18 protein-coding genes are annotated in these 24,145 nt (G+C 72.2%); 9 read left to right on the forward strand and 9 right to left on the reverse strand.

Annotated features, from left to right (window positions below):
- Positions 1 to 2: 2 nt before the first annotated feature.
- On the reverse strand, positions 3 to 809 hold the full coding sequence (locus J421_RS23855) for a CHAT domain-containing protein (protein ID WP_236646370.1): 807 nt from the start codon (positions 807 to 809) through the stop codon (positions 3 to 5).
- Positions 785 to 3,109 carry a hypothetical protein gene (locus J421_RS34105; protein WP_025413631.1) on the reverse strand — a complete coding sequence of 775 codons (2,325 nt, stop codon included), beginning with the start codon at positions 3,107 to 3,109 and terminating at the stop codon, positions 785 to 787. The genes J421_RS23855 and J421_RS34105 overlap by 25 nt, the downstream gene beginning before the upstream one ends.
- 245 nt (positions 3,110 to 3,354) lie before the next feature.
- Here J421_RS34105 and J421_RS23860 point away from each other — a divergent pair, with 245 nt between their 5' ends.
- Together J421_RS23860 and J421_RS23865 are read left to right on the forward strand one after the other, a co-directional pair.
- Entirely contained in the window at positions 3,355 to 6,507 is a 3,153-nt protein-coding gene (locus J421_RS23860) for a SusC/RagA family TonB-linked outer membrane protein (protein ID WP_025413632.1), read from the forward strand.
- Between the two features lie 23 nt (positions 6,508 to 6,530).
- A complete protein-coding gene (locus tag J421_RS23865) occupies positions 6,531 to 8,033 on the forward strand; it encodes a SusD/RagB family nutrient-binding outer membrane lipoprotein (RefSeq protein ID WP_025413633.1) in 1,503 nt (500 codons plus the stop codon).
- 113 nt (positions 8,034 to 8,146) lie between these two features.
- Here J421_RS23865 and J421_RS23870 read toward each other — a convergent pair whose 3' ends face one another.
- From J421_RS23870 to J421_RS23880, 3 genes are all read right to left on the reverse strand, one after another.
- Positions 8,147 to 8,590, reverse strand: coding sequence for a hypothetical protein (locus J421_RS23870; protein ID WP_025413634.1), 444 nt, complete (start codon positions 8,588 to 8,590; stop codon positions 8,147 to 8,149).
- An 11-nt stretch (positions 8,591 to 8,601) separates the two neighbouring features.
- Positions 8,602 to 9,354: a DUF4159 domain-containing protein gene (locus J421_RS23875; RefSeq protein ID WP_025413635.1), complete on the reverse strand. Its 753-nt coding sequence runs from the start codon at positions 9,352 to 9,354 to the stop codon at positions 8,602 to 8,604.
- Positions 9,355 to 9,560: 206 nt separating this feature from the next.
- Positions 9,561 to 10,826, reverse strand: coding sequence for a multidrug effflux MFS transporter (locus tag J421_RS23880; protein WP_025413636.1), 1,266 nt, complete (start codon positions 10,824 to 10,826; stop codon positions 9,561 to 9,563).
- A gap of 245 nt (positions 10,827 to 11,071) precedes the next feature.
- Between J421_RS23880 and J421_RS23885 the strand changes: the two genes are divergently transcribed.
- The 3 genes from J421_RS23885 (at position 11,072) to J421_RS23895 (ending at position 13,536) form a co-directional block, all read left to right on the forward strand.
- Complete coding sequence (locus J421_RS23885) at positions 11,072 to 11,956, forward strand: LysR substrate-binding domain-containing protein (protein ID WP_025413637.1); 885 nt, start codon at positions 11,072 to 11,074, stop codon at positions 11,954 to 11,956.
- Between the two features lie 26 nt (positions 11,957 to 11,982).
- Positions 11,983 to 12,477, forward strand: a complete 495-nt coding sequence (locus tag J421_RS23890) for a DNA polymerase ligase N-terminal domain-containing protein (RefSeq protein ID WP_025413638.1) — start codon at positions 11,983 to 11,985, stop codon at positions 12,475 to 12,477.
- Positions 12,478 to 12,564: 87 nt separating this feature from the next.
- On the forward strand, positions 12,565 to 13,536 hold the full coding sequence (locus J421_RS23895) for an alpha/beta fold hydrolase (protein ID WP_104023227.1): 972 nt from the start codon (positions 12,565 to 12,567) through the stop codon (positions 13,534 to 13,536).
- Positions 13,537 to 13,785: 249 nt separating this feature from the next.
- On the opposite strand, the gene J421_RS23900 is transcribed toward J421_RS23895, so the two are convergent.
- Positions 13,786 to 14,949: a DUF2911 domain-containing protein gene (locus J421_RS23900; protein ID WP_025413639.1), complete on the reverse strand. Its 1,164-nt coding sequence runs from the start codon at positions 14,947 to 14,949 to the stop codon at positions 13,786 to 13,788.
- Between the two features lie 252 nt (positions 14,950 to 15,201).
- Positions 15,202 to 17,469 carry a transferrin receptor-like dimerization domain-containing protein gene (locus J421_RS23905; protein ID WP_025413640.1) on the reverse strand — a complete coding sequence of 756 codons (2,268 nt, stop codon included), beginning with the start codon at positions 17,467 to 17,469 and terminating at the stop codon, positions 15,202 to 15,204.
- A 128-nt stretch (positions 17,470 to 17,597) separates the two neighbouring features.
- Here J421_RS23905 and J421_RS23910 point away from each other — a divergent pair, with 128 nt between their 5' ends.
- Together J421_RS23910 and J421_RS23915 are read left to right on the forward strand one after the other, a co-directional pair.
- Positions 17,598 to 18,278: an SGNH/GDSL hydrolase family protein gene (locus tag J421_RS23910; protein ID WP_025413641.1), complete on the forward strand. Its 681-nt coding sequence runs from the start codon at positions 17,598 to 17,600 to the stop codon at positions 18,276 to 18,278.
- Between the two features lie 186 nt (positions 18,279 to 18,464).
- A complete protein-coding gene (locus J421_RS23915; RefSeq protein ID WP_025413642.1) occupies positions 18,465 to 19,349 on the forward strand; it encodes a hypothetical protein in 885 nt (294 codons plus the stop codon).
- 281 nt (positions 19,350 to 19,630) lie between these two features.
- Here J421_RS23915 and J421_RS23920 read toward each other — a convergent pair whose 3' ends face one another.
- On the reverse strand, positions 19,631 to 20,674 hold the full coding sequence (locus J421_RS23920; RefSeq protein WP_236646356.1) for a serine hydrolase domain-containing protein: 1,044 nt from the start codon (positions 20,672 to 20,674) through the stop codon (positions 19,631 to 19,633).
- 44 nt (positions 20,675 to 20,718) lie between these two features.
- The gene (locus tag J421_RS23925) at positions 20,719 to 22,701 is read right to left on the reverse strand and encodes an alpha/beta hydrolase domain-containing protein (RefSeq protein ID WP_025413644.1); all 1,983 of its coding nucleotides are present in this window, start codon (positions 22,699 to 22,701) and stop codon (positions 20,719 to 20,721) included.
- 147 nt (positions 22,702 to 22,848) lie between these two features.
- On the opposite strand from J421_RS23925, the gene J421_RS23930 reads away from it, so the two are divergent.
- Together J421_RS23930 and J421_RS23935 are read left to right on the forward strand one after the other, a co-directional pair.
- Positions 22,849 to 23,562, forward strand: a complete 714-nt coding sequence (locus J421_RS23930; RefSeq protein ID WP_025413645.1) for a dienelactone hydrolase family protein — start codon at positions 22,849 to 22,851, stop codon at positions 23,560 to 23,562.
- 200 nt (positions 23,563 to 23,762) lie between these two features.
- Positions 23,763 to 24,140 carry a PadR family transcriptional regulator gene (locus J421_RS23935; protein WP_104023228.1) on the forward strand — a complete coding sequence of 126 codons (378 nt, stop codon included), beginning with the start codon at positions 23,763 to 23,765 and terminating at the stop codon, positions 24,138 to 24,140.
- Positions 24,141 to 24,145: the final 5 nt, after the last annotated feature.

Here is a 24,145-nt window from a genome sequence, read left to right on the forward strand (position 1 = left end):
GCTCAGGGCCCGGAGTACACGAACGCCGCCCACACCCGCGGCGCCCGCGTCTCCGGTCGGTCGGACTCCAGTGCTTCGAGCTGCGCGGCGCGGAGCGCCTCCGCCGCGCCCATGCCGCCGGCGGCACGCCGGTGAAACGCCACGAGCAGCGGCGTCGTCGCGTCGTCGTTCACGTCCCACAAGGAGCTGAGCATCGCCGGCACGCCCGCGCGCAGAAAGCTGTACGCCAGTCCCGCGATCGGGCCCGCGTGCGTCGCGCGCGCGCCGAGCGTGTTGCACGCGGAGAGCACGACCATGCCGAGATGTGAGAGCCGGAGCGCGCCGATTTCCCGCGCGCGCAGCAGGCCGTCGTCCGCGCCGCCGGCGACGAGCGCGAGGTACGAGAGCTCCGGCTGCTCGGAGTTCGCGACCGCGTGCCCCGCGAAGTGGAAGATCGAGGACGACGGCAGCAGCGCGAGCACGCGCCGACGGTCGGCGTGCGCGCCGACGAGCAATCGCGCGCGCGCGTAGAGCCGCGCGACCTGCGCTGCCTCCTCCGCGGCGCCGCGCAGCGCGACCGCTCCACGCGTCGCCAGCGTATCGGCTGCCGGGTCGCCGACGACGAGCGCGCTGCCGCCGACGCCGTGTCGTGCCATGCCGGCCGCGCCGACGAATCCGGCGCTCGGCAGCGTGCGCACCGGATAGGCCTGCACCACGTAGCGCCCGGCGCGCCCGTCCCACAGCGCGGCGAACGGGACGCTCGACAGGTCGCGGTCCGGGACGACGACGAGCTCCCGCGCCGCCGTCAGCTCCGGGGCGACCGGGCGCAGGAGAACGTCGAAGAGTCGCGCGCGCGCGCGGCGGTCGCTGCCGGGTCGCCGAGCTCCGCGTGGAAGCGAGCGACCAGCGCCGCGATCGAGTCGCGCGGGACCGGCAGCGAGATGCTGCGCCAGGCGCTGCGCGACACGGCCCACACGATCACGCGCTCGCGCAGCAGCGCGTACTCGATGACGAGCACGCCCGCCGGAAGCCGCGTCCGCAGCGCGGGGACGCCGATCGGCGCGTCGCGCGCCGTACCCGCCCACACGGCGGCACGCGAGCGCTCCAGCAGCTCGAACGCCTCCGACGCATCGCCGCGCGCGAGCGACAGCTCGATCATCGCGTCGTAGACGTTCTCCGTCGTCTCGTAGTAGCTCGCGCGCACCTCCGCCGACGGGAACAGCGCGCGGCGCGACTCGATCGCGGCGACCGCCTCCGCCAGCGCCGCGCGGGCTCGTGCCGTGTCGCCGACCGCGCGCGCCGCGAGCGCCGCCTGGTAGAGCGCGTTCGGCAGGTTGATCTCGTCCCGCGCCGCGCGGTAGCCGCGAACGACGGCCTCCAGCTCGTCGCGCGCCGCCGCCGGGTCGCCGGCGAGCGCGACCTGCGCACGGACGAGCCCCACGTAGGCGGCGAGCCGATCGCGCGACACGCCGGGCGGGACGCGTGCCATCCATCGCTCGGCCTCCGTCAGATCCGCTCGCGCGACCTCCGCGCGGCCGGCGGCGAGGGCGGTGCGCGCGCGCTCGCGGTACGCCCACGCTACCGACTGCGGACGGCCCGACGACCGGGCGACCGCGAGCAGCTCGTCGGCCACGTCGAGCGCGGCGAGTGGCACCCGATCGGCGCGCGCGTACCCGCCGAAGACGCTGATGTGGTTCGCCATGAAGCTCGACGCGCGGAACGGCGCCAGCAGATGCATCCCGCGCAGCGCCTCGTCGTGACCGGCCGCGGCCTGCCCCGCGAAGTTCAGCGCCTCGGCGCGGAGCGACGACAGCATGCCGAGGTTCTCCGTCTCGCCGAGCCGCGCGAAGTACGGCTGCGCGTCTCCATACAGGCGCGCGGCGGCCTCGTAGGACCCGCGTCGGACCTGGTTGAGGCCGAGGGTCCAGAGGATCTTGCCCACCAGCGCCGGCTCGGCTGGTGTCGCATCCGCGAGCGCGCGTCGCAGCACCGCGTCGGCACTGTCGCGCGCCCCCCGGTTGAGCAGCGCGAGCGCGCGATACACCGCGGCCCACCGCGCCGCGGGCGTGCCGGCCTCGCGCATCGCGCGCTCCGCCCGCCCCAGCTCGCGCGCCGCGTCCTCGTACGCCGCGCGGCCGTAGAGCGCGAGCCCGTCCGCGAACGCCGCGTGCGCCGCCGCGAGCGTGCGCACGCGCGACGGCGTGCGCTGCGCTGCCTCGATCGCGCGTACCGCGAGCGCGACGCTCCGATCGGCGCCCGCCGCATCCAGCTCGGCGCCGAGCGCGCGCGCCGAATCGAGGTCGCGGCGGGCACCGAGCGAGTCGCCGAGGGTCACGGCCCGTCCCCAGGTGCCTAACGCGGCGAGTCCCGTCTCCCGCGCCGTCTGTGGGGTGCGCGGGCTGCCCGCCGCCAGCCGCGCCAGCCGCTCCCGATGCGCCGCCCCCTCCCGCCGCCACGCCGGATCGTGCTCCGCGGCGACGTACGCGTCCCATGCCCCGCGCGCCGTCTCCACGAGGTAGAGCCGCTCGAGCAGCAGCGCGCGGTTGAACAGCGCGACCGGCGACGCGTCACCCGCCGCGCGCGCCCGTTCCACCGCGTCGAGCGCCTGCAGCAGCGGCCGGAGCTGCTGGTCGCGCTCCGCGCGCGCGAGGTAGGCCACCGCGAGGTCGTTCAGCACCCGCGCATCGTCGGGCGCTCGGCTCCGTGCCCGCTCCAGCGCGGCGATGGCGCGGTCCACGCCCGCCGCGTCCGTGTCGCGCCACCGGAGGTCGACGAGTGCCGCGGCGCGCAGCACCGCCGGCGACGAGTCCGACCGGAGGCGCGGCAGCACCACGCGCGACGCGCGCCCGATCGCCGCGAAGCGACGCGACCCCGGCGCGGGCGGCGGCGCGCAGCGCAGACGGGGCACGAGCGCCGCCGTGTCGACGACCGCGCAGCCGCTCCATGCCGTCTGGCCCGCGAGCCGGCCCGCCGTGAAGCGCTCGCCGAGGAGCATCGACTGCAGCTGCCCGACGTCTCGTCCCACGTCGGTCGCGTCGGCGCGGGCGCCGCAGCCGGTGACACTCGACACGCCGGATGCGGTGAGGGCGAGCGCGGCGAGCAGGCGAGCCAGGCGGCAGGGCGGGCGCATGGCGGCCGATGATACGCGCCGTTCTCGCGCCGGGCGACGGCCAGGGTGACGAACGCGAACGTGGTGGGGTCACCCGTCACGATCGGTGACGGCCCGCGCGCTAGGCAGGACGAGCCGTACTTGCGCATGCGGGGACGCCCACCAGTATAGCCTCGTCCGCCCGACCTCGCGGCTTGCGTCCGGCCCTCTCCGCCGACCACGGAGCCGCATAGTCCTCACCCCCAGTCCCAGAGGACACCGTCCCCATGACCACTTCCTGGCGCCGACTTCTCAGCGCCGCGCTGACGGCCACCGTGCCCGCGGTGCTCGCGGCGCAGCAGGCCACCACGGTCTCCGGAGTCGTCCGCAGCGACGCGAGCACGCCACTCAATGGCGCGAGCGTCTCGATCCCCGGTCTGCAAGTCGGTGGCGTGACCAACGCCGACGGGCGTTACACGTTCACCGTCCCGGCGAACCGCGCGTCGGGCACCGTCACGCTCAGCGTCCGGCGGCTCGGCTACACGCCGCAGACGGCGACTGTGACGCTCGGCCGCGGGCCCGTGACGCAGGACTTCACGCTCGTGCAGTCGGCCAGCCAGCTCACCGGCGTCGTCGTCACCGCGCTGAGCCAGCAGCGCGAGAAGCAGACGATCGGCACGTCGCAGCAGCAGATCGGCGGCGAGGAGCTGACGCGCGTGAAGACGCCGAGCCTCGTCAGCGCGATGTCGGGCAAGGTGAGCGGCGTGCAGATCGCGCAGAGCGGCAACATCGGCGGGACCACGCGCATCGTGATCCGCGGGCAGGGCTCGATCCGCGGCGAGAACCAGCCGCTGTTCATCGTCGACGGCATCCCGATCTCGAACCGCGACTTCTCCACCGCGTCGGCGGGCGGCGGCCGTGACTACGGCAGCGCGATCCAGGACATCAACCCGGACGACATCGCGAGCATCACGGTGCTCAAGGGGCCGAACGCCGCCGCGCTCTACGGCTCGCGCGCGTCGAACGGCGCCGTCGTGATCACGACGAAGACGGGGCGCAACGCGGCGGCCGGGACGCGGATCACGCTGACGAGCCGCTACATGGCCGACAACATGTCGATCTTCCCGAGCTACCAGAACCAGTACGGTCAGGGGTTCGGCGGGGAGTTCCAGTACGTCGACGGCGCGGGCAGCGGCGTGAACGACGGCGCCGACGAGTCCTGGGGCCCGAAGCTCGACGGCCGCCCGATCGACCAGTTCAGCGGCAAGGCGCAGCCGTGGGTCGCGCACCCGGACAACGTGAAGCAGTACTTCGACGTCGGCCGCACGGTGTCGAACAACGTGAACGCGAGCGCGTCGGGGCAGAACATGGGCGCGCGGCTCTCCGTCACGCGTGATGACATCAACGGCATCGTGCCGAACTCGCGGCTCGGCCGCACGGCCGCGTCGCTGAACGGGAGCGGTCAGATCCGGAAGCTGAACCTGAACGGCTCGCTCAACTACACGACGAGCAACGGCAATCGCCCCGAGAACGGCTACACCGAGGGGAACCCGTGGATGACGTTCACGTGGTTCGGCCGCCAGGTCGACGTCGCGGGGCTGAAGAACAAGTACTACAACACCGCCGACAACCCCTACGGCCTGCCCGACGGCTCGCTCTACAACTGGAACGACAACTACCACCGGAACCCGTACTGGCAGGTCTACGAGAACACGGCGCCGGACACGCGTGAGCGCGTGATCGGGCAGCTCAGCGCGCAGTACGAGTTCGCGCCGTGGCTGCGCGGCACGCTGCGCGGCGGCTCCGACTCGTACCGCAACACCGCCGACGAGCACTTCGCGAAGGGGAACATCGACCGCGCGAACGCGTCGTACAACGGCGCCTTCACGAGCAACACGCTCCGCGCGCGCGAGACGAACTTCGAGGCCATCCTCACCGCGCAGAAGAGCGTCAGCATGTTCGACGTGACGCTCACCGGCGGCGGCAACAAGCGCCGCAACGACGGCTTCGCCGACGGCTACTCGACGCGCGGCATCCTCGTGGCGGGGATCTACAACCTGGCGAACGCGGGGATCACGCCGACGTTCACGAACTCCGAGGCGCACTCCGCGGTGAACTCGGCGTACGGCTCCGCCGTGATCACGACGCACAAGGTGTGGACGGTCGAGGTCACGGGGCGCAACGACTGGTCGTCGACGCTGCCGAAGGAGAACGCGTCGTACTTCTATCCGTCGGTCAGCTCGTCGCTGATCCTGAGCGACCTGGTCCCGGCGCTCCAGGAGCACACGCCGATCTCGTTCCTCAAGCTGCGCGGCGGCTGGGCGCAGGTGGGCGCCGACGCGTCGCCGTACCAGCTTCAGACGGTCTACAACGGCTCGTCGAACAAGTTCGGCGGGCTCGCCTTGTACTCGCTCGACAACTCGTCGGCGAACGCGGCCCTCAAGCCCGAGCGCACGTTCGGCACGGAGGGCGGCCTCGAGCTGTCGCTGTTCAACGACCGCGTGACGTTCGACGGCACGTACTACCTCAAGCGCACGCGCGACCAGATCATCCCGCTCACGATCTCGCCGGCGACCGGCTTCAGCTCGACGGTCATCAACGCGGGCCAGATCACCAACCGCGGCATCGAGGCGATGCTGACCGTCAAGCCGATCGACCGCGGCAACCTGCACTGGTCCACGACGTTCAACTGGACGCGCAACCGCAACCGCGTCGACGAGCTGGCGCCGGGCCTCTCGACGATCGTCATCGCGTCGCAGTGGCAGGCGAACATCGAGGCGCGCGTCGGGCAGCCGTACGGCATCCTCTACGGCTTCGGCTGGCAGCGCGACTCGGCGACGGGCAAGATCCTCACGGTCGACGGCCTGCCGCAGCAGGACAAGAACAAGAAGATCCTCGGCGACGTGAACCCCGACTGGGTCGGCGGCTGGGCGAACGAGATCCGCTACAAGCGGCTCACGCTCAACACGCTGCTCGACGTGCGGAAGGGCGGGAAGAACTTCTCCATCGGCAACTGGTGGGGGATGTACGCCGGCATTCTCGAGTCGACGCTGAAAGGGCGCGAGATCGACTGGAACAAGCCGGGGCTCGTCGTCGACGGCATCGACGCGTCGACGCACCAGCCGAACACGACGGTCGTCACGGCCGAGGATTACGGCCACAATCTGTACCCGACGCACGAGCCGGCGATCTTCAACACCGGCTTCGTGAAGCTCCGCGAGGTGCAGCTCTCGTGGAACGCGCCGCAGCGCTTCGCGCGCCGCGTCTACGCGTCGGAGCTGAACATCGGCCTCGTCGGCCGGAACCTGCTGACGTGGACGAACTTCCCGAACTACGACCCGGAGAACGCGACGAACGCGGGCAACGGTGGGCAGGGCTTCGACATGGGTGCGATGCCGACCACGCGTAGCATCGGCTTCAACATCTCGGTCACGCCGTGACCCCCACCCGGGAGACTGATTCCATGCGACTCACACGCATCTCGGTCGCCGCGGCGGTGGTGGCCGCGGCGATCACGGTCGGCTGCTCGAAGGACCTGACGTCATTGAACGTCAACCCGAACCAGCCGACCACCGCGCCCGCGTCGGCGCTGTTCACGAACGCGACCGTCTCCACGGTGCAGCGGTTCAACGGGTCGTTCAACACGCTGTCGATGACGGAGCTGTTCGCGCAGCACATCGCGCAGGTCCAGTACATCGACGAGGACCGCGGCCACATCCGCTCCACGACGATCGACGCGCTCTTCACGGACGCGTACCGGAACGAGCTCGAGGACTTCCAGAAGATCATCGACCAGGGCGTGGCGGCGAAGGCGGCCGGCATCTCCGGGCCCGCGCAGGTCATGCAGTCGTGGGTGTTCCAGCAGCTCACCGACCTGTGGGGCGACATCCCCTACAGCGAGGCGCTCAAGGGCGACATCCCCGGCTCGAGCTTCACGCCGAAGTACGACGCGCAGAAGGACATCTACTACGGTCTGCTGAAGACGCTCACCGACGCCTCGAGCGCGCTGAAGAGCGCGACCGACGCGGGCCTCGGCTCGGCCGACCCGATCTACAAGGGGAACGCCGCGCAGTGGGCGAAGTTCGCCAACTCGATGCGCGCACGGCTGGCGATGCGCATGAGCAAGGCCGACCCGACGAAGGCCGACGCCGAGCTGCGCGCGGCGATCGCGGCGGGGCTCATGACCTCGAACGCCGACAACGCGCAGCTCAACTATCCGGGTGACGGCGTGTTCGACAACCCGTGGTCGTCGAACTTCGCGGGGCGCGACGACCACCGCGTGTCGAAGACGCTGCTCGACACGATGAACACGCTCGCCGACCCGCGCGTGAAGATCTACGCGCAGCCGACGAAGGCGGACCCGAACGTGTACGCGGGGCTGCAGAACGGTCTCGACAACGCGACGGCGAGCGGCGCGCTGTTCAACACGACGTCGCGGCCGGGAGCGATCTTCTACCCGGGCACCACGACGTACGGCACGTTCGGCACGTCGGCGGGGCGCAAGACGCCGAACTACCTGCAGACGTACGCCGAGGTGCAGTTCATCCTCGCCGAGGCGGCCGAGCGCGGCATGGCCGGGCTGAGCGCGGGCGCGGCGAAGGGCTACTACGACGCCGGCGTGCGTGCGTCGATCACGCAGTGGGGCGGCTCGAACGCCGACGCCGACGCGTACCTCGCGCGCAACGGCGTCGCCTACCGCGGCGGCGCGCAGGGGCTCCAGCAGATCGGGCTGCAGAAGTGGATCGCGGAGTTCACGCAGGGCCTCGAGGCCTGGAGCGACTGGCGCCGCACCGGCAACCCGGCGTCGATCAAGCCGGGCCCGAAGCAGTACCCGGACGTGCCGGGCATTCCGCGCCGGCTCATCTACCCGAGCAACGAGCAGTCGGTCAACCTCAAGAGCCTGACGGACGCCATCGCGCGGCAGGGGGCGGACAGCTACCTGACGCACGTGTGGTGGGACAAGTGAGATCTGCTGCGTAGCTGCGTAGCTGCGTAACGACCGACGCCCTTTCCCGTTCGCTACAGGGAAAGGGCGTCGGTCGTTATGCAGCCACGCAGCACGCAGCCGCGCAGCAGCCGTTACATCGTCTTGATCAGGATCACCGGTCCCTCGTGCGCCGAGCCGCCGAACTTCTGCATCGCGGCGGCGGCGTCGAGGAAGCGGATCTCGGTGACGTTCGCGATGTGCATGGTGTTGATCTCGGAGAGCGACACCACCGGGTTCCCGTCGACCGATGCGTGCACCTTGCCCGACTCGGCGTCGTTGGCGCTGCACACGCCGAGGCAGCTCTGCGTGCCGCGCACGTTGAGGAAGTTCGGGCGGAGCCGCCGGATCACCTCGAGGACGCTCTGCGCCTGCAGGTCGGGCGCCGCGAGCTCCTCACGCGTGATGAGGTAGCGGTCGCGGCGCGCGGGGCGCGCGTCCTTCACCGTCTTCGTGGCGGAGTCCTGCGCGGCGGTGGGGCGCGCGGCGACAGGAGCGGCGACGAGCAGCGCGAACAGCGCGAGTCGGTGCGGGGACACGGGTCTCCTCCTCAGTGTGTGAGTCCGTAGATGATGTAGTCGATCGCGATCTTGTACGCATCGTTCGTCACGTTCACCGGGAACCAGCCCTGCCCGGACCACTCCATGAAGTCGCCGACGTCGGTGTTGTAGTCGATCACCACCATGAGGCGCTTCGACGGGTCGTTGTCCTCGTAGATGCCGTAGAACTCGCCCCGCAGCTCGGTCGCCTGCGGGTGGTGCAGCGTGAGCGAGTCGATGTGGAAGAACGCGTTGTAGATCGGGTGCGACGGGTCGAGGCGCACGAACCGCGCGTCGGGGAGCACGAGGCGGATCTGGCGCTCGAACTGGACCCACTCGTCGCGCATGAAGTCGTCGACCCACAGGAAGCCGCCCTTCGCGAGATAGTTGCGCAGCCCCTCCGCCTCCTTCGGGTTCAGGTACCACCCGCCCGGCTCCGACAGGTACGCGATCGGGAACTTCAGCAGCTCCGGATCGTCGAACGTGTGGATGTTGCTCTCCTCGGTGTGCGGCCGCAGCGTCGTCAGCTCGTCGGTGAGCTTCATGAAGTTGCGCTCCATCGCCGGGTAGTCGAACTCCCACCCGCTGCGCCAGCGCACGATGTACTTCACGCGCACGAACGTGAAGCGCCCGTCGTACGCCACGTTCGGATCGAAGCGCATGTAGCGCTGCGCGCCGAGGGGGCGGACACGGAGCACGCCCACGAGGGCAGCGACGACGATCGTGACGGCGGCCGCGAGCAGGGCGATGCGGCGGGAGCGCATGGCTCGATGATACGCCGGGGACCGCGGGCCGGCAGGGGGGGCGCGCGCTCGGGACTCCACGTACGAGTTTCTATAGGACTGAAGCAGGACTGAAGGAGGACTGAAGAAGGACCAACAACACTTTGTTGGTGTTTCCTCCTTCAGTCCTCCTTCAGTCCTGCTTCAGTCCCACGCACACACGTACGTGGAGCCCCGCCGGGCGCACCTCAGGCCGCCGCCACCTCGGCCCCACCGACGCGCGGGTCGTCGAGCGGGACGCGGTGCGGGTGCGGCAGCCGTTGCTCGGCGGGGCGCACGACGAGCGCGTAGATCGATGCCGCGCCGACGGCGCAGACGACCATCGTCGCGGTCATGGCGCGCGCCGAGTGGCCGTCGAACAGCGCGGCGGCGATCGCGCTCGCGCCGGCGCCGACGAGCATCTGCAGGCCGGTGAGCACCGCGCTCGCCACGCCGGCGATGTCGGGCATCGGCTCCAGCGCGCCCTGCGCGGCGTTCGGGCGCACGACGCCCTGGCCGATGTGGCTCACGACGATGAGCGGCACGAGCAGCCACGCGCGCAGCAGCCCGGTCGCCGCGAGCGCCAGCGCCACGATCGCCGTCGCGACGATGGCCACGAGGCCGGCGGAGATCAGCCGCGCGTGCGGCACGCCGCGGCGGCTCAGGCGCGCGTTCGTGAGCGAGCCGGCCATGAGGCCGAGCGCCGTCGTGGCGAACAGCACGCCGTACGTGCGCTGCGAGACGCCCATCAGCCCGATGAGCACGAGCGACGAGCCGGAGACGTACGCGAACAGGCAGCCGAAGTTGAGCGCGACGACCGACGCATAGCCCATCGTGACCGGGTGGCGCAGCACGCGCGCGTACGAGCGGAGCGTGCGGCCTAACGACTGCGCGCCGCGCGCGGGGGGCGCGGACTCGTCGAGCCCGAACGCCGCGGCACACAGCAGCGCGACGCCGGCGCCGGCGAGCACGCCGTAGATCGCGCGCCAGCCGCCGAGCGCGGCGACCCACACGCCGGCCGTCGGCGCGATGATCGGCGCGATGCCGGCGGCGAGGTTCACGTACGACTGCTTCGCGCGCGCCTCGGCCCCGGTGAAGTGATCGCGCACGGTGGCCAGCACGAGCACCTGGGCGGTGCCGGCGCCGGCGCCCATGACGAAGCGCCACAGCAGCAGCAGGTCGAGCGAGCGGGCGAACGCGCCGAGCGCACCGAACAGCGCGAACACCGCGCACGCCGCGAGCAGCACCGGCCGCCGCCCGCGCCGGTCGGAGATCGGCCCGAAGACGAGCGGCCCGAACGCGAACCCGGCCATGAACACGCTCATTGTCAGCGCCGCCGTCGCCGGCGTGACGTGCAGCGACGCCGCGGTCTGCGCGAGCACCGGCAGCCCCATGTCGGTGGCGAACGACGCCAGGGTGACGAGGGCGCCGAGCAGGAGCGTGAAGGCCGCGGAATGGGGGTTCAGACGTCGCATTCCGGAGGTTACCGGGTTCCGGGAATCGAGTCCAAGACTTTATGGCGACGCTGTGATATCTGTTGCTTATCATTCCCACCGCAGGGGGCCGCAGAGAACGGCAACTTCAACTGCTTTTTACCACAGAGGACACAGAGGACGCAGAGGAGAACCCTTTCAAGAAGTTGGTGTCCTCTTGTCCTCCGTGTCCTCTGTGGTTCGATCCAAACAGGCAGTCCTCTGCCGGCTCGAACGCATCGCCAAGGATGGAGCTCCGCCACCTCCGCTACTTCGTGGCCGTCGCCGAGGAGCTGCACTTCGGGCGCGCGGCGCAGCGGCTCCGGGTCGCCCAGCCGGCGCTGAGCCAGCAGATCAAGCAGCTCGAGGCCGAGCTCGGCGTCACGCTGCTCGCCCGCACGCGGCGGCGCGTGGCGCTCACCGAGCCGGGGCGGCTCTTCCTCCCCGAGGCGCGGCGCACGCTGGCGCACGCCGCCGCGGCGGCCGAGGTGGCCCGGCGCGCGGCGGTCGGCGAGGCCGGGCGGCTCCGCATCGGCTACGTGGACTCCGCGCTCTGGGGATTGCTGCCTGCGGTGCTCGGCGCGTACCGCGAGGCGCACCCGGCGGTGAAGCTGACGATGCTCGAGCGGCTGCCGGCGCAGCAGATCGTGGGGCTGCGCGCGGGCGACCTCGACGTCGGCGTGGGACCGCCGCCGCCGCCGGTGCGCGAGCTCGCGACCGAGCCGATGACGGAGGAGCGCATCGTGCTCGCGCTCCCCGCCGCCCACCCGCTCGCCGCGCGCGACGCGATCGACCTCGTGGACCTCGCCGACGAGCCGTGGGTGCTCGTGTCGGCGCGCACGCCGAGCCGGCTGCGCGACGCCGCCGTGGCGGCGTGCGTCGCGGCGGGGTTCACGCCGCGCGTCGCCCAGGAGGCGCGGCAGCTCGACGCGCTCGTCGCGCTCGTGAGCGCGGGCCTCGGCGTGACGTTCGTGCCGAGCACCGCCGAGCGGATGCCGCGCGCCGGCGTCGCGTTCCGGCCGCTGCGCGGCGTCGACATCCCGTTCCGACTCGTGGCCGCGTGGCGCCGCGGCGACATGCCGCCCACGGTGCGATCGTTCCTCGACGTCATGCGCACGGTCGTCGGGCGGTAACGCTCTCTCCTCGACAGGTGACACGGATGCCCCTCGTCTTCGTCGTCCAGAAGCACGACGCCAGCTCCCTCCACTTCGACTTCCGCCTCGAGATGGGCGGCGTGATGAAGAGCTGGGCGGTGCCGAAGGGACCGAGCCTCGATCCGTCGGTGAAGCGGCTCGCGATGGAGGTCGAGGATCATCCCATGAGCTGGAACGCGTTCGAGGGGACGATCCCGGCGCGCCAGTACGGCGGCGGCACGGTGATGCTGTGGGACCTCGGCACCTACACGGGCGCGAACGGCGCGGACGAGCGTGCGCTGCTGCACGCTCACGCCGAGGGGCGCGTGGACTTCGTGCTCGACGGCACGCGGCTGCGCGGCGAGTGGACGCTCGTGCGCATGCGCCGACCCGGAAAGCCGCAGTGGCTGCTCATGAAGCGCGCCGACGAGCACGCGACGCCGGACGTCGACGTGGTGGCGGAGCACATGACGTCGGTCGCGACGGGACGCACGATGGAGGAGATCGCGGCGGATCGGTGACGCGCCCCGCGGACACGACTCGTCCCGCCGTGGCGCGACGCGCACCGCGCGGGATGCGCTCCGCCGCGCCGTCGCGCATCGTGGCGCATGCGTTCACTCCCGTTCGTTCTCGCCGCCGCGCTGCTCCTCCCGCCTAACGGCGACCCGACGCCGCCGGGACGCCTCGTCGACATCGGCGGCCAGCGCATCCACCTGTACTGCACCGGCCGCGGCGCGCCGACGGTGATCCTCGAGTCGGGGCTCGGCGACGCGTCGCCGATCTGGTCGCTCGTGCAGCCGTCCGTCGCGGCGACGACGCGCGTGTGCAGCTACGATCGCGGCGGCTACGCGTGGAGCGATCCGGGCGCGCGTCCGCGGTCGTTCGCGCAGCTCGCGCTGGAGCTGCACACCGCGCTCGTGCGCTCGGGCGAGCGGGGTCCGTTCGTGCTCGTGGGGCAGAGCTACGGCGGGCTCGTGGTGCGCGGGTTCGCGGCGCGCTACCGCCGCGAGGTCGCCGGCATGGTGCTCGTCGACGCGGTGCACGAGGACGAGCACATCGTCTACGGCGGCGCGCCGCACCGCATCCGCGACGGCGCGCGCGGCCGCGTCGCGCCCCCGCCGCGCATCGCGCTCGACACCGCGACGCTGCACGCGAAGCCGGCGGCGACCATTCCTGCCGACGTGCCGCTCGAGCCGCCGCTCGACCGCCTGCCGGCATCGGCGCAGCGCGTGCTGCGGTGGGCGCTCGCTCGGCCGGCGCTGCAGGCGACGTGGGCCGCGGAGACCGACTGGTCGCCCGAGGAGCTCGCGCGGTTCCACGCCGAGCGCCTAACGGATCGCGCGACGCTCGGCGGCGTGCCCCTCGTCGTGCTCGCGCGCACGCACGGCGGCTACGAGAGCGGCATGGCCATCTCCGCCGACAGCCTGGAACGCGAGCGCCTCGCGCTGCAGCGCGACCTCGCCGCGCTGTCGCGGCGCGGCCGGCTCGTCGTGGCGCCGAACGCGGGGCACAACATCCACGTCGAGGACCCCGGGCTGGTCGTGCGCGCGATCGCGGAGGTCGTGACGCGGGCGCGATGACGTGCGTGGCACGCGGCGGCGCGGAGGACTGAAGTGGCTGTGCATTTGAACCGCAGAGGGCCGCAGAGGGCCGCAGAGAACGGCAACTGCTTCAACTGCTTTTTCACCACAGAGGACACGGAGGACACGGAGGAAACCAAACAAGAAGTGGCTCTCCTCCGTGTCCTCCGTGTCCTCTGTGGTTCAATTCAAGAGGCCAGTCCTCTGCGGCCCTCTGCGGTCCAAGTGTCGTCGCCGTGCCCGTTGCGCCTAACGCCCCGCCGGCGCGATCGGCACCTCGTAGCCGCCGTCGTCCCACAGCATGCGGAGCCGCCCGCCGTCGACGAGCACGCGGAAGCGCTCCTCGCGCGGCGCGACGTTCGTCACGCGCGCGACGGGGATGCGCACGAGGTCCTGCGACGCGTCGTACATCGTGCCCCACTGGCCGGTCTGCCGGTTCACGATGAGATACGATTGCGCGGCGCTCGGCAGGAGCCACAGCGAGTAGGTGCCCGCGGGAACGGTCGTGCCGCCGATGTCGAGCGCGGCGTCGGTGCGGAACTGCGCGGCGGCGTTCGCGCCGAAGCGCCAGACGGTGTCGAGCGGCACGAGCGCGCCCCAGATGGCGCGCCCGCGCTTCGCCGGGCGGCCGTAGTCGAGCCAGAGCTGCGCGCCGCCGACCGTCGCCGTCACCGTGTCGCGCGTCGAGGGCACGCCCATCCCCTGGCCGCGCGCGTCCATCGCCGCCCATGCCGTCGCGATCGCCGCGAGGTCCGCGCGCTCCAGCGGCTCGATGACGAGCTTCACCGTCGTGCGCGCGCCGTCGCCGCGCACGATGCGGCCGTCGCGCGCGACGCGGTACGCGCGCGGGAAGCCGCCGGCGACGATCTCCACCGAGTCGGCGCCGATCCGTCTCACCGGGATCACGCTCGCCGTGTCCTGGCCGGCGGCGAACCCGATGAAGCGGAAATACGGCGTGCCCGCGCGGCGCGACTCGGCGATCGCGAGCTCCTGCCAGTACGGTGACGTGCCGCCGACGGCGGGAAGGGTGCCGCGCGGCGCGAAGCCCCGTCGCTCCACGACCGCGCCGCCGCGCGTCACGCGGCGAATCACGCTGTCGCCGACGAAGCGCATCGACAGGCCGGTCTGGGCGGTGCCGTCGGGCGCATCGGGCAGCGGCGAGCCGTCGGCGCGGTACACGCCCTCGTCGTAGCTCGCGACGGTGCCGTCCGGGTTCAGCGCGAGCGTGTAGCGGAGCACGCTCGTCGCCGGCGTGTGTCGCACTACGCGTCCCTCGACGACGTTGCCGTGGCGCGCGATCCACTCGACGGCGACCGTGTCGACACCGAGTCGCGCGATGTAGCCGCGGGACTGCGCGGAGAGAGGCGCGAGCGGGAGAAGGCTCGCGGCCAGGATGAGGAGGTGAGGTCGCATGCGGCGACGATGGCGGCTCGGCCGCCGGCCGTCGCCGTCGCTGGGCGGACCCGCGATCAGGCGGATGCGAACCGTGGGGCGCGCCGGCTCACGGCTCCTCGACGCGCGGTGCTCCCTGAGTACTTGGACGCGGATTTCGCGGACACATCCGGATAGGAGTCAGTGAGGATGTGTCCGCGAAATCCGCGTCGAAGAACACGGCGGCCCTGTCGGAGGAGGAGTCGCGCCCGGCGCGCCGAGGCGTGGCGCGCCTCACCGCCCCCCGCCTAACGCATTCGCCAGCTCGGCGACGAGCGTGGCCTCGCGCGTGAGCGCCGCCGCGACGCGCGCGAGCTCGGCGTCGGCGTCCGCCCACCGGTCCTCCTCGATCGCCTCGCGCGGGCCCGGCATCGTCTTCACGCCGTAGCCGGTGTACCAGCCCGGCGCGTACAGCAGGTGCGTGAACCACGGCCGCCGCGCGAGCCCCTCGGGCGCCGTGAGCGCGCGCTCGGCCTGCACGAGGCGCGCGTTGATCGCCGCGAGCCCGTTAGGCGCCGAGCCGCCGTCGGTGGCCGAGGCGCCGCGCTCCGCGAAACGCGAGTACGCGCGCTCGTAGCGCGCCGCGGCGTGCGACAGCGAGTCGAGCGCGTTGTCGAGCGCCGCGAACTCGAGCCGCGGCGGCGCCGCGAGCACCGGCGGCGCGACCGTCGGCGCGCGCGGATCGCTCGACGCCGCGTACACGCCGTCCTCGACGTCGCGCCGGCGGTCGGCGAGCTGCTCCGCGCGGCGGTCGCGCAGCGTCTGCAGCTCGCGCGTGTAGCGCTGCGCGGTCTCGGCCAGGTTCGTGAACGCGAACGGCAGCAGGTCGGCGCTCCCGAGGCGCATCACCGCGGTGCCCATCGTCTGCGCGAGCGCGCGGCCGTAGACGAACGACGTGTCGCTGAAGTGCGTGTACCAGTAGAAGTCGTCGTAGATGGAGTGGTAGATGCCGCCGTCGTCCTCGCCGCCGAACCCGAGGTTCATCGACGCCACGCCGAGGTGGTCGAGGAACGCCGTGTAGTCGGACCCGCTGCCCAACGCGCCGATGCGCAGGTCGCCGCGCTCGCGCGCCTCGCGCCGCGCCTCGGGCGTGCCGCCCTGGAGCGCCGCCGCCTGCTGGCGCTTCCACACGCTCACGTGTGCCTCGGGATCCTCGACGTCGCGCGCGACCTCGTTCACGAACTTCTCGAGCGTGTGCGACCCCTCGACGCCGAGGACGCCGCGGCCGTTCGTGTCGGTGTTGAGGTACGCGACGGCACGCTGCCGCAGCTCGTCGGCGTGCGCCTCGGCCCACTCGGTGCTGCCCAACAGCCCCGGCTCCTCACCGTCCCAGGCCGCGTAGACGATCGTCCGCTTCGGCCGCCATCCCTGCGCGTACAGCGCACCGAGCGCGCGCGCCTCCTCCAGCTCGGGGACGAGGCCCGAGATCGGATCCTCGGCGCCGTTCACCCACGCGTCGTGGTGGTTGCCGCGGATCACCCACTGGTCGGCCTCGGTGGTCCCCGGCAGGCGCGCGATGACGTCGTGCAGCGGCTTCAGGCCCCACTCCGACTTCACGACGAGGTGCACGCGGGCGGGGCCGGGACCGAAGCGGTAGGTCTGTGGCAGCCCGCCGCGCCATGGCCCGGGGACCACCTGGCCGCCTAACGCGGCGAGCAGCGGCGCGGCGTCGGCGTACGAGATGGGGAGCACGGGGATCGTCGTGAGGACGCCCGACTCCTCCTTCGTGAGGCGCTTCGCGTCCTTCGTCGCGCCGATGCCCGGGGTGAGCGGGTCGCCGGGGTGCGTCGGCATGTCCATCACCGAGCCGCGCTGCACGCCGTCGGCGGGACGCATGGGACCCGCGGGGAACACCGCGCCGCCCGACCAGCCGTCGTCGCGCGGGTCGGAGTAGATGAGGCACCCCACGGCCCCGTGCTCGGCGGCGACCTTCGGCTTGATGCCGCGCCACGACGCACCGTAGCGCGCGATGACGATCGCGCCCTTCACCGACACGCCGTGGTGCGCGAGCTCCTCGTAGTCGGCGGGGATGCCGTAGTTCACGTAGACGAGCGGCGCGGTGACGTCGCCGTCGGCGGAGTAGGCGTTGTACGTCGGCAGCTGCTCGTCGTGCTGCGCCGTCGTCGGATCGCCGGCGACCGTCGGCTCCTGCAGCCGCGCGCGGAAGCGGCTCGGTGCGACGAGCTCCACGACGCGCTCGACCGGCGTGGGGAAGAGCACGTCGAACGTCTCGATCTCCGCCTGCCAGCCGTACGCGCGGAACTGGTCGCGGATCCACTCGGCGTTCGCGCGGCCGGCGGCGGTGCCGACGTGGTGCGGACGCGCGGCGAGGAGGCGCATGTGCTCGCGCATGCGCGCGGGATCGGGGATCGCCTGCAGCTTCGTCTCCCACGCGCGCTCGGCGCGGCTCGACTCGGCGGTGAAGCCGCGGATCGGTGCCGGGTCGGCGACACGCGCGGTGGCGAGCATGCCGGTGGCGAGGACGAGAAGCGGTGCGCGCATGGGAGGGCTGGTGGGGGTGACCGGGCGAATCTCCGCGCGCGGCGAGCGCATCGCCAGGGGCGCCGCGCCGCGCACGCGGCGTCCACCCGGCGCATACATTCCCGCATCCCTCCAGCACGGACACGCTCATGCGCCGCCGCTCGCTCCGCCTCGCCACCGCTCTGGTGCTCGCCGCAGTCGTTAGGCATCTGCCCGCGCAACCCGCGCGCGCGGACACGGGCCGCTTCGAGAGCGAGATCCGGGCGTTCGAGGCGCACGACCGCGAGACACCGCCGCCGCAGAACGCGGTGCTGTTCGTCGGCAGCTCGACGATCCGCATGTGGTGCACGCTCGACCGCGACTTCCCCGCGCTGCGCGTGGTCAATCGCGGCTTCGGCGGATCCGAGATGAGCGACCTGCTGTTCTACGCGCCGCGCGTCGTGCTCCCGTACCGGCCGCGCACGATCGTGCTGTACGAGGGGGACAACGACCTCGCGGCGGGGAAGACGCCGGCGGACGTGCGCGACGCGTTCCGCCGCTTCACGGCGCTCGTGCGCGAGCGGCTCCCCGACACGCGGCTCGTCTACGTGTCGATCAAGCCGAGCCTCGCGCGCGAGAAGCTGCTGCCGCAGATCCGCGCGGCGAACGCGATGCTGCGCGACGACGCGCGGCGCGACGGGCGCATCGTCTACGTCGACCTGTTCGCGCCGATGCTGCGCGCCGACGGCAAGCCCCGGCCGGAGCTGTTCGGCGGCGACGGGCTGCACATGAACTCCGCCGGCTACGCGCTCTGGCGCGCGACGCTGCTGCCGGTGCTCGGCACGCGCTGATCGCGTCGGGCCCGGCTCGCCGCGGGTCGTCACCACGCGGCGTCGGCCGGTCATCGGTGGGTCGAACGACCCAGGCGCGGTGGAGCGAGGAAGTGCTTCTTGTGGGCACTTCGCCGCACGAACCACCGACCGCTTGGAGCGTCACGCCCTATGCAGCCGACCGTATATCGTCCGAATCTCCGTCCGGTGCCGCCGCGGCGCGCCGCTCGCTTCGTGCCCGCCGCCGCGGGTGCCGCGCTCGTGCTCGGAGTGGCCGCCACCGCCGTCCTCGCCGCGCGCTACGAGGCGAACGCCGCCGCCGCCGTTCCCGCGCGCGTGCTCGACGTGACGGCGCGCGACTACGCGTTCGACGTGGCCGACACCGTGCCCGCGGGGCGCACGCTCGTGCGCCTGCACAACGCCGGCCCGGAGCTGCACCACGTCATCCTCCTGCGCATCGACGGCGGCCGCCACCTCGGCGACCTGTTCGAGGCCGTGAAGGCGCCGAACGCGAAGCCGCCCGCCTGGGTGCACGACGTCGGCGGCCCGAATGCGCCGGCGCCGGGCGCGGTGAGCCAGGGCGCGGTGACGCTCGAGCCGGGGACGTACGCGATGGTCTGCTTCATCCCGTCGAAGGACGGCACGCCGCACGTGATGAAGGGGATGGCGAAGGAGATCACCGTCGTCGCGACGAGCCGGGCCAGCGCGTCGCGCGCCGCGTTCGCCGAGCTGAACGCGCCCGACGCGACGATCACGCTCGACGACTACTCGTTCACGTTCGACAAGCCGCTCGCCGCGGGACACCGCACGATCCGCGTGCGCAACGTCGCGACGCAGGCGCACGAGCTGTTCGTCATGCGGCTCGCGCCGGGCAAGACCGTGAAGGACGTGATGGCGTGGATCGCGACGCAGGACGGCCCGCCGCCGGGGACGCCGATGGGCGGCACGACCGGGATCCCGCAGAACGGCAGCAACGACATCGTCGTCGACGTGACGGCCGGAGAGTATGCGCTGCTCTGCTTCTACCCCGATGCGAAGGACGGGCAGGAGCACGTCAAGCACGGGATGTTCAAGCAGATCAGCGTGAAGTGATAGATGGGGGCCGGGGCTCGCGGGCGGTGGTATCTTGGGGGGTCCATCGTTCGCGAGTTCCCGCGTCTCCGAGCTGTCTGAATCGAACCGCAGAGGGCCGCAGAGGGCCGCAGAGGACTGCCCCTTCCTTTTGAACCACAGAGGACACGGAGGTCACAGAGGAGAACCACTTCTTATTGGTTTCCTCCGTGTCCTCTGTGTCCTCTGTGGTTAAGAAAATAGTTGCCGTTCTCTGCGGCCCTCTGCGGTTCACATACACGGCCGAAGTTCTCGAGGCGCGACTACCGGTACAGCTCCGCGATGCGCTGCGCGAGATCCCATGGCGCGCCGCCGGTGCGGTTGGTGAGGATCCACACCGCGAGCCGGCGATCCGGGTAGCGCACGACGGCGTTCGTGAAGCCGCGGCTCTCGCCGTGGTGGCGCACACGGAGCTCGCCGCTCTCGTGGTCGACGAACCACCCGAAGCCGTACCCGGCGCCCGCGAACGGCGCCGTATCGCCCGTCGGGAGCCGCGCCGGCGGCGTCCACGCGAGCCGTTGCGCGTCGGCCGAGACGAGCTGGTGGCGATCGAGCGCCGCGTCCCACTTCGCGAGGTCGCGCACCGACGTGTACACGCCGCCGTCGCCGAGCGTCGCGCTCGTGTTGCTCTGGTCGGTGCGACGCACGCCGGACGTGCGCACCGTGTATCCGTACGCGCGGCGCGGCACCGGCGGCCCGCGGTCCTCGCGCGCCAGGCTGCCCGACATGCCTAACGTCGCGAACACGCGGTCGCGCAGGAAATCGGCGAAGCGCGTCCCGCTCGCCCGCTCGACGACGAGCGCGAGCAGCACGTAGCCGGTGTTGCTGTACCGGAAGCGCGTGCCGGGCGCGAAGTACGCCGTGTCCGAGTGCGCGACGAGCGCCGGGATCTCGGCGTCGAGCACCTGGCGCGTCTGGCTGTCCGGCACGAAGTCCTCGTAGTCGGGCAGGCCGCCGGTGTGGTGCAGCAGGTGGCGCAGCGTGACGCCGCGCGCGTACGCGGGAAGGTTCGGCACCCACTTCGTCACCGGGTCGTCGTAGCGCACGCGTCCGTCGGCGGCGAGCAGCATGATCGCCGTCGCCGTGAACTGCTTCGTCAGCGACGCGAGCCGGAAGTCGGTCTCGCGGGTGACGGGCGTGTTCGCCTCGACGTCGGCGAGGCCGTAGCCCTTCTCGAGCACGACGCGGCCGTCGTGCACGACGAGCACCGCGGCGCCGGGCATGCCGGGCCGGGCGTACGCGGACATGATCGAGTCCACGGCGGCCTCGTTAGGCTGCGCGCCGGCGACCGACGCGACGGACATCATCAGGGCAAGGGCGACGCGTCGCATGTCTGTTCGGACGGAGCAGTTCACCGCATGATCCAATCCCACGTCGCCGCCAAGCGCGCATGCGCCGCCGCCGCGTCCTCGGGCAGCATGAACCGCTCGGCCACGAGGGCCCGCGCCGCCGCGTCGACGCGCGCGAGGTACGCGTCGCGCGACCCGTACAGCCGCTCGATGCTCGGCCGCGGGTCGCCGCGTTGCGCGCGCTCGGCCTCGGTGCGCGGCAGCGGAACGACCGTCCCCTGGAAGCTCACGAGCCGGTCGGCGCCGGCGGGCATGCCGAGTCGGAGCTGCCACGGGAAGTACGTCGCCAGCGCGGCGCGCAGCTCCACGGAGCGTATCCCACCGAGGTCGTTGCCCAGCGAATCGACGCGCGGCACGAGCACGGTGTACGGCGTCCCGACCGTCGGCGGCTCCTTCGCGAGGTCGAGCCGGTACGGCTGGTACGGGACGCGCGCGAGGGCCACGCCGGGGATCGCGGGACGGCGCAGCGAGTCGACGGGCATGAGCGCCCTCGCGGCGAGCGTCGGATACATCGACGGCGGCGGCTCGCGTCCATCCTTCACCCATTCGACGAGCGCGACGAGCAGGGCGCGCAGCGCGAGCCGCTGGTCGAGCGGGGAGCCCTTCCAGGCCGGGCCGGAGTCGAGGCGCGCGTTAGGCGGGAACGGCCCCGGGCTCGAATGCTGTGCCGAGTTGATGACGTAGCGCCGCTCGCTCGGCAGGAAGCCGACGTCCCGCGCGCCGTCGGGCGTCGTGTGCGCGAGCGAGGCCGCGCGTCCCCAGTACTCGTAGCCGCCGTCGACGTAGAACACCTTCGGCGCCGGGGCCGCGTCCTTCGTCACGGCGGCCGAGCGAAGCGCGCCGCGGGCGCCCGTCACCGGATCCGTCTCGGGCAGGCTCGTGAACGGGAAGACGTCGGTCGGATAGAAGAACGTGGAGTACGGCTGCGCGTCGCGCGACGGCTGCGCGAAGCGGTGGTTGAAGCTCCCGCGTCCGGCGCCCGCCGTGTGCGCGAAGATGCCGTCGAACGCGAGCCGCCCCTGCTCGTCGACGTCGAAGCCCTGGTACAGGAAGTGGCGCAGGAAGCGCCCGGTCTGCGACACGCCGTACGCGATCCCCCACCGCGTCGGCGCGAGGCTCGCCGGGTCGTGCTTCAGCCACGAGATCATGTCGCGGACCGCGGCGAGGCCGGTGCCGACGACGACCGGGTTCGCTGCGCGGTAGACGACCTCGTAGATCTTCCCGGGCGTGAACCCGCCGTCGAGCGTCACGGCCGTGCGGTCGGCGGTGAAGTGCCAGCGCGCGCGCGGCACGACGGTGCGCGGCGCCGTCGGTCCGTCGCGCACGGTGAGCACGTTCGACGCGTCGTCGGGGTCGGAGGCGGCGTAGCCGAGCGCCTGCGACGCGCCGACCCGGTGGCCTAACGGAATGGTGTCCGTCGGAGTGTCGACCGTGATGTCGCTCCGCACGAGCCCCGTGATCGGGTGCGCGGGGTCGCCGGCGACCGGCGGGTGGAAGTGCATCGGCCCGTCGCCCGGCAGGATGTCCCACTGCCAGCCCAACGTGACGACGGTGAGGCCGCGGCGCAGCAGCAGCGCGTCGCCGAAGTAGCCGGCGGACGTCGGCGAGGCGCCGCGCTGCGAATCGAGATGGAACACGCCGACGGTCATGTTGCCGCGGTTCACGACGTCGAGCAGCGTGACGCCGCTCCCGCGCGATGGATCCGCCGGACGCAGCATCGTGAACTCGGCCCACGCCTCCACCTCGCCGGCGGCGTTGCGCGGCGCGAGCGCGAGGTCGACGATCTGCCGGTCGTGCGGGTTGTTCGGGTCGAACGCGAAGAACACGCGGCCCACGAGCCGCTCGTACGCGCCCGCGCTACCGAACGCGGCGCCGTCGGCCACGGGCTCGCGACGGTCGACGACGACGCGGACGACGCGGGCCGCGGCGGCGCGCGGCGCGGCGAGACACAGCAGGACGACGGCGACGAGGCGGCGGAAGGGCATGACACGGATCTCGGCGTTGGAGGCGGCTCCCGAAGCCTAACTCCCGGCGGTGACTTGCGGCGGCCGTGTGGACGGCGCGAGCGTTCGGCCGTCGGTCCCGCGCGCGGCACCCGCCGCCGCGCCGACGTCCCGAGCCCGGAGCCGAGGATGACGCGCAGCGAGTACGTGGATCTGAAGGTCGACGACGGCACCGAGATGCGCGCGTTCGTCGTGCACCCCGACGGCGCGGGACCGCATCCCGGCCTGCTCCTGTTCCAGGAGGCACTCGGCGTGAACTCGCAGATCCGCGGCGTGGCGGAGCGGTGGGCGCGGCAGGGCTTCGTGACGATCGCGCCGGAGATGTTCCATCGCACCGCGCCGGGGTTCGAGGCGGACGTGCTCGACATGACGGTGCTGATGCCGCTGCTGAAGGCGCTCACGCCGGACGGCATGGTGGCCGACGCGCGCGCCGCGCACACGTGGCTCGTCGCGCGCTCCGACGTCGACGCGTCGCGCGTCGCGGCTGCAGGCTTCTGCATGGGCGGTCGCGCGGCGTACCTGGCGAACGCGGAGCTCCCGCTGGCCGCGTCGATCTCGTACTACGGCGGCTCGATCGCGCCGGCGCTGCTCGACCGCGCGGCGCGGCTGCACGGCGCGCAGCTGTTCTTCTGGGCGGGCAACGATCAGGGGATCCCGCCGGAGCAGCACCGCGCGGTGACGGACGCGGTGCGCGCGGCGGGGAAGGCGTTCGTCGACGTCGAGTTCTCGGGCGTGAACCACGGCTTCTTCAACGAGCAGATCCCAGGGCGCCACGACCCGGCCGCGGCGGCGCAGTCGTGGGCGCTCTCGGTCGCGTTCCTCGAGCAGACAGTCGGGCGTTAGGCGCGCCCTTTCAGGGCTCCACGTACGTGTTTCTGAAGGACTGAAGAGGGACTGAAGAGCGACTGAAGAAGGACCAACGACACGTTTTGTGTTTGGTCCCCCTTCAGTCCTCCTTCAGTCCTTCTTCAGTCCTACGAGCACACGTACGTCGAGTCCAGGAGGCGCACCACGTGCTCTTGCTTTCTAGAGGAGCGGCCCGCATGTTGGCTCTCGATTTCTACAGGAGAGCGCCAGTGGTCCCGCCGCCCGGCTCCGCCCAGTCCGACGCCCTCCGCGGCACCGTCGACCTCCTCGCGCTGAAGGCGCTCGTCCGCGGCCCGATGCACGGATGGGGCGTCGGGCAGCGCATCGGCGAGATGTCGACCGGCCTCCTCGACGTGAACCAGGGGTCGCTCTACCCCGCGCTCCAGCGCCTCGAGTACCGCGGCCTCATCGCGAGCGCGTGGGACGTGACCGAGAACGGCCGCCGCGCGCGCTACTACCGGCTCACCGCCGCGGGTCGCCGCGCCCTCGACGACGAGGTGGAGAGCTGGCGCCGCTTCGCCGCGGCGATCGAGCTCGTGCTAAGCGCGACCTGACACTC

The organism is Gemmatirosa kalamazoonensis (assembly GCF_000522985.1).
In the GTDB taxonomy this organism is placed as follows: domain Bacteria; phylum Gemmatimonadota; class Gemmatimonadetes; order Gemmatimonadales; family Gemmatimonadaceae; genus Gemmatirosa; species Gemmatirosa kalamazoonensis.